This window comes from Pseudomonas sp. TH39(2020), assembly GCF_016650715.1.
GTDB lineage: Bacteria > Pseudomonadota > Gammaproteobacteria > Pseudomonadales > Pseudomonadaceae > Aquipseudomonas > Aquipseudomonas mandelii_C.
Genome location: NZ_JAEKFF010000007.1, coordinates 333,800 through 340,000 on the forward strand (window position 1 = coordinate 333,800; position 6,201 = coordinate 340,000).

The 6,201-nt window shown below is 55.9% G+C and carries 6 protein-coding genes (1 of these 6 running past the window's edge); all 6 read left to right on the forward strand.

All coding sequences use genetic code 11. The annotated features are described in order from the left end of the window. The first annotated feature begins 318 nt into the window (after nt 1–318). On the forward strand, nt 319–2,043 hold the full coding sequence (locus JFU47_RS21945; protein WP_140893792.1) for an acetolactate synthase 3 large subunit: 1,725 nt from the start codon (nt 319–321) through the stop codon (nt 2,041–2,043). Between the two features lie 2 nt (nt 2,044–2,045). Beyond that, the gene (ilvN, locus tag JFU47_RS21950; protein ID WP_003176102.1) at nt 2,046–2,537 is read left to right on the forward strand and encodes an acetolactate synthase small subunit; all 492 of its coding nucleotides are present in this window, start codon (nt 2,046–2,048) and stop codon (nt 2,535–2,537) included. Between the two features lie 48 nt (nt 2,538–2,585). Further along, a complete protein-coding gene (gene ilvC, locus JFU47_RS21955) occupies nt 2,586–3,602 on the forward strand; it encodes a ketol-acid reductoisomerase (protein WP_007948647.1) in 1,017 nt (338 codons plus the stop codon). A 146-nt stretch (nt 3,603–3,748) separates the two neighbouring features. Beyond that, a complete protein-coding gene (gene pssA, locus JFU47_RS21960) occupies nt 3,749–4,606 on the forward strand; it encodes a CDP-diacylglycerol--serine O-phosphatidyltransferase (RefSeq protein WP_056746100.1) in 858 nt (285 codons plus the stop codon). Between the two features lie 63 nt (nt 4,607–4,669). After that, a complete protein-coding gene (gene msrP, locus JFU47_RS21965; RefSeq protein ID WP_201185640.1) occupies nt 4,670–5,683 on the forward strand; it encodes a protein-methionine-sulfoxide reductase catalytic subunit MsrP in 1,014 nt (337 codons plus the stop codon). After that, a protein-coding gene (gene msrQ / locus JFU47_RS21970) for a protein-methionine-sulfoxide reductase heme-binding subunit MsrQ (protein ID WP_201185641.1) crosses the window boundary here: on the forward strand, nt 5,683–6,201 show its 5' portion. The gene runs 102 nt beyond the window's last position; only the first 519 of its 621 coding nucleotides appear in the window; it begins with the start codon at nt 5,683–5,685; its stop codon lies off the right edge, out of view. The genes msrP and msrQ overlap by 1 nt, the downstream gene beginning before the upstream one ends.

A 6,201-nucleotide genomic window follows, 5' to 3' on the forward strand; every position in this document is an offset into this window, starting at 1 on the left:
CTTCAATAAAGCACATAGACGACTTGACTTGGAGAGGACGAAACAGAAGAATCCAAAGTCCGCTGTAGAGGGACTGCCAGAAGCAGGCCCGCTCAGCAGATCATGAGGCGCACATCCGCGCCGACCTGTTACACCCGCAACGCGTTACCTCGCGCTGGGTGGGAAAGGCCCGCAACACTTGGGACGATCCCAATACTTGCTCAGTCAGTGCTGACGTAGTCGGCGACCACCGTCGCTCATGCTCTGCTGAGAAGTAAACCTATTAAGACCCGTCCTCTGTTATGTGGGCGGTATTCTGGCGTTTTAGAGGTGAACAACGTGGAGCTTTTATCTGGCGGTGAGATGATCGTCCGCTTTTTGCGTGACGAAGGCGTCAAGTATATCTATGGGTACCCGGGTGGTGCCGCATTGCATATCTATGACGCGCTGTTCAAAGAACCAGCCGTTCAACATATTCTCGTACGTCATGAGCAGGCTGCCACTCACATGGCTGACGGCTATGCGCGCGCAACCGGCAAGGCTGGCGTCGTACTGGTGACTTCAGGTCCCGGCGCGACCAACGTGATTACCGGTATTGCCACCGCGTACATGGACTCGATCCCGATGGTGATCCTGACCGCCCAGGTGCCTAGCACCATGGTGGGCACCGATGCATTCCAGGAAACCGACATGATCGGTATCTCCCGGCCGATCGTGAAGCACAGCTTCATGATCAAGCACGCGTCGGAAATCCCGGAAGTCATGAAAAAGGCCTTCTACCTGGCGCAGTCCGGTCGTCCTGGTCCTGTCGTTGTCGACATTCCGAAAGACATGACCAACCCGGCCGAGAAATTCGAATACATTTTTCCGAAAAAAGCCAAGCTGCGTTCCTACAGCCCGGCGGTCCGTGGTCACTCGGGGCAGATCCGCAAAGCCGTGGAAATGCTGTTGGCGGCCAAGCGGCCGATCATCTATGCGGGCGGTGGCGTCATTCTGGGTAACGGCTCCGAGCCGTTGACCGAGTTGGCGCAACTGCTGAACGCGCCGGTCACCAATACCTTGATGGGCCTTGGCGCCTATCCGGGTAGCGACCGCCAGTTCCTTGGCATGCTCGGTATGCATGGTAGCTACACCGCCAACCTGGCGATGCACCATGCGGACGTGATCATGGCAGTCGGCGCGCGTTTCGATGACCGTGTTATCAACGGCGCGTCGAAGTTCTGCCCAAGTGCCAAGATCATCCACATCGATATCGACCCGGCTTCGATCTCCAAGACCATCAAGGCCGACGTTCCTATCGTAGGTCCGGTGGAAAGTGTATTGACCGAAATGGTCGCTACCTTCAAGGAAATCGGCGAGACCCCTAATAAGGACTCGGTCGCTGCCTGGTGGAAGCAAGTTGAAGAGTGGCGCGGTGATCGCGACATGTTCCCTTACAACAAGGGTGACGGCAGCATCATCAAGCCGCAGACCGTGATTGAAACTCTGTACGAAGTGACCAAGGGCGATGCCTATGTGGCTTCCGACGTGGGTCAGCACCAAATGTTCGCGGCGCAGTACTACCGCTTCAACAAGCCAAATCGCTGGATCAACTCCGGTGGTCTGGGCACGATGGGCTTCGGTTTCCCGGCAGCAATGGGCGTGAAACTGAGCTTCCCGGACGCTGATGTGGCGTGTGTGACCGGTGAAGGCAGCATCCAGATGAATATCCAGGAGCTGTCGACCTGCTTGCAGCATGACTTGCCGGTGAAAATCATCCTGCTCAACAACGGTGTGCTCGGCATGGTCCGTCAGTGGCAGGACATGAGCTATGGCGCGCGTCACTCACACTCCTACATGGAATCGTTGCCGGACTTCGTCAAGTTGGCTGAAGCCTACGGTCACGTCGGTATGCGCATCACGGATTTGAAAGATTTGAAGCCGATGATGGAGCAAGCGTTCGCCATGAAGGATCGCCTTGTGTTCATCGACATCAAAGTCGACGCTGGCGAGCACGTCTACCCGATGCAGATCAAAGACGGCTCCATGCGCGATATGTGGCTGAGCAAGACGGAGCGTACATAATCATGCGGCACATTATTTCCTTGCTTCTGGAAAACGAACCGGGTGCTCTGTCTCGTGTAGTCGGCCTGTTCTCGCAGCGCAACTACAACATCGAAAGCCTGACCGTGGCACCTACCGAAGACCCGACCCTGTCGCGTCTGACGCTGACCACGGTTGGTCACGATGAAGTTATCGAGCAGATCACCAAAAACCTGAACAAGTTGATCGAAGTGGTCAAGCTGGTCGACCTGTCGGAGAGTGCTCACATCGAGCGCGAACTGATGCTGGTCAAGGTCAAGGCTACCGGTGCCCAGCGCGCCGAGATCAAACGCACTACCGATATTTATCGTGGGCAGATCGTTGACGTCAGCGCTAGCGTGTATACCGTTCAATTGACCGGTACCAGCGATAAGCTCGACAGCTTCATTCAGTCCATTGGCACCGCCTCGATTCTGGAGACCGTCCGCAGCGGCGTAACCGGTATTGCCCGCGGCGACAAAGTACTCAGCATCTAAACCAAATTAGCGAATGGCCTGAACGGCCTGGATATATAGGGGAATTTCATGAAAGTTTATTACGAAAAAGACTGCGACCTGTCGATCATCCAGGGCAAGAAAGTTGCCATCATCGGTTACGGTTCCCAGGGCCACGCTCAAGCGTGCAACCTGAAAGACTCCGGCGTTGACGTTACTGTTGGTCTGCGTAAAGGTTCGGCGACTGTTGCCAAAGCCGAAGCTCACGGCCTGAAAGTGACCGACGTTGCTTCCGCTGTTGCGGCTGCCGACCTGGTCATGATCCTGACCCCGGACGAGTTCCAGTCCGCTCTGTACAAGAACGAAATCGAGCCGAACATCAAGAAAGGCGCCACCCTGGCCTTCTCCCACGGCTTCGCGATCCACTACAACCAGGTTGTTCCGCGCGCTGACCTCGACGTGATCATGATCGCGCCGAAAGCTCCGGGCCACACCGTGCGTTCCGAATTCGTCAAAGGCGGCGGTATCCCTGACCTGATCGCTATCTATCAGGATGCTTCCGGCAACGCCAAAAACGTTGCACTGTCCTACGCCGCTGGCGTTGGTGGCGGTCGTACCGGCATCATCGAAACAACCTTCAAGGACGAGACTGAAACCGACCTGTTCGGCGAACAAGCCGTTCTGTGCGGCGGTACCGTTGAACTGGTTAAAGCCGGTTTCGAAACCCTGGTTGAAGCTGGCTACGCGCCGGAAATGGCCTACTTCGAATGCCTGCACGAACTGAAGCTGATCGTTGACCTCATGTACGAAGGCGGTATCGCCAACATGAACTACTCGATCTCCAACAACGCTGAATACGGCGAGTACGTGACGGGTCCGGAAGTGATCAACGCCGAATCCCGTCAGGCCATGCGCAACGCCCTGAAACGTATTCAGGACGGCGAATACGCCAAGATGTTCATCAGCGAAGGCGCTACCGGCTATCCTTCGATGACCGCCAAGCGTCGTAACAACGCCGCTCACGGTATCGAAATCATCGGCGAGCAATTGCGCTCCATGATGCCGTGGATCGGTGCCAACAAGATCGTCGACAAAGCTAAAAACTAAGTCGCGCACTTGTACAAAAAAAACGCGGCCTAGGCCGCGTTTTTTCGTTTGGGTGGCTGGTTCTGGTATAAAGCTGCATCGTTTGCGGCCGAACCGTCGTCCCAGACACCTGTCCAAACTTTCCACCCCGTTGCAAGGTAATGTCCATGAGCGAACGTCCCGAAGAGCCAAACCAGGCTTCTGACGCCGAAAGCCTGCTGCCCATCGATGAGCACATCGAGGAAGGGCATGACGCTGAAGGTCGTAAAGTCCGGCATCGTGGTATCTATCTTCTGCCGAATCTGTTTACCACTGCGAATCTGTTCGCAGGGTTTTATTCCATCATCAACTCGATGAGCGCCCAGAGCGCCTTGAGTGCCGGTGATTCGATAGGTGCAAGCAAGTATTTTGCTTTTGCAGCGATCGCGATTTTTGTCGCGATGGTGCTCGACGGCCTCGATGGTCGCGTTGCCCGTATGACCAATACCCAGAGCGCCTTCGGTGCCGAGTACGACTCGTTGTCGGACATGGTCGCCTTTGGTGTCGCGCCGGCATTGCTGGCGTTCGGTTGGGCCTTGGGCGATATGGGTAAGGTCGGCTGGATGGTTGCCTTCATTTATGTAGCAGGTGCGGCGTTGCGTCTGGCGCGTTTCAATACCCAGGTCGGCACTGCGGACAAGCGCTACTTCATTGGTCTGGCCAGTCCGGCTGCTGCTGGTGTGGTTGCAGGCATCGTCTGGGCGTTCAGTGATTACGGCATTCAGGGCTCGAAGATGTCCTTCCTGGTTGCGCTGATGGTCGCTGCCGCCGGCATGCTGATGGTCAGCAACATCAAGTACAACAGCTTCAAGGAGCTGGACTTGAAGGGACGTGTACCTTTCGTGGCCATCCTCGCGGTGGTGTTGGTGTTTGCCGTAGTGTTCAGTGATCCGCCGCGCATCCTGCTGCTGGTTTTCCTCGCTTATGCAGCCTCTGGCCCGGTTCAATATCTGTTACGTCTTCGTCGGCACAAAAACGCCGAGTGATGTAATTTCCCTCATACTCCGCAGTCTATGGGTGCATCTGTCCTCCAATGCTGCGGAGTTGTCATGCTGATCAAAATCCCCAAAACGTCTGACTGCCATGAGTCGGACGTCACGCCTGAATCCTTCTATCTATCTCGTCGCAATGTTCTCGGTGCCGCCGTTGCCGGTTTGGCCGTGAGCAGCCTGCCGCGTTGGGTCAGTGCTGCAGATGCTGCGCGTTATGCGGATGTCGAGCCTGGCACGGCGCCTTCCTGGTTTACCGAAAAACTGCCTGCTACCAAATGGGGGGCGGTCAACGTCAAGGATGAGGCGATCACGCCATTCAAGGACGCAACCCATTACAACAACTTCTATGAGTTCGGCACCGATAAAGGTGATCCTGCCGCCAACGCCGGCGCGCTGAAAACCGAACCTTGGAGTGTGGTGGTGGACGGGGAGGTGGGCAAGCCGGGACGGTACGCACTGGAAGACTTCATGAAGCCTTATCAGTTGGAAGAGCGCATCTACCGTCTTCGCTGTGTGGAGGCTTGGTCGATGGTTATTCCATGGATCGGGTTTCCCATCTCGGCCCTGCTCAAGGAAGTCGAACCGACTTCCAAAGCCAAATTCATTCGCTTCGAAACCCTGGAAGATCCCAAGAGCATGCCCGGGCAACGTTCCGGTTTTGCCTTGATCGATTGGCCATATGTGGAAGGGCTGCGTCTGGATGAGGCGATGAATCCGTTGGCGATTCTTGCCGTGGGTATGTACGGGCGGGAGCTGCCTAATCAGAACGGCGCGCCTCTGCGTTTGGTGGTGCCGTGGAAATACGGCTTTAAGAGCATCAAATCCATCGTGCGGATCAGTTTGGTGAGTGAGCAGCCGAAAACCACCTGGCAGAGCATTGCCTCGGATGAGTATGGTTTTTATGCGAACGTAAATCCTGCGGTCGACCATCCGCGTTGGACTCAGGCGCGTGAGCGGCGTTTGCCGAGCGGGCTGTTCAAGCCCAATGTGCGGGACACGCAGATGTTCAATGGCTACTCGGATGAAGTCGCCTCCTTATATACAGGGCTCGATTTGCGGAAGAACTACTGATGCGATTTCCGTTTTGGCGAATTGGCGTCTTTATAGCTGCAGCGGTCTGGCCGCTGCTTTGGTTGTATCAGGCCTGGGAGGATGTGCTGGGGCCTGATCCGGGCAAGGTGCTGGTTGACCGGTTGGGGCTGGGGACGCTTGTCCTGCTGATCATTACGTTAAGCATGACACCTGTGCAGAAGCTTACCGGTTGGGCGGGGTGGGTTGCTGTCCGGCGGCAACTGGGGTTGTGGTGCTTCGCTTATGTGGTTTTGCATTTGAGTGGGTATACGGCGTTCATCCTCGGCTTTGATTGGTCGCAGTTGGGTGTCGAGTTGCGCAAACGGCCGTACATTATTGTCGGGACGCTTGGGTTTCTGTGTTTATTGGCCTTGGCGGTGACCTCAAATCGCTATAGTCAGCGGCGTTTGGGGTCTAGCTGGAAGAAATTACATCGTCTTGCCTATGTGGTTCTCGGGCTTGGATTGCTGCATATGTTGTGGATCGTGCGCGCTGATCTTAAGGAGTGGGCGGTTTAC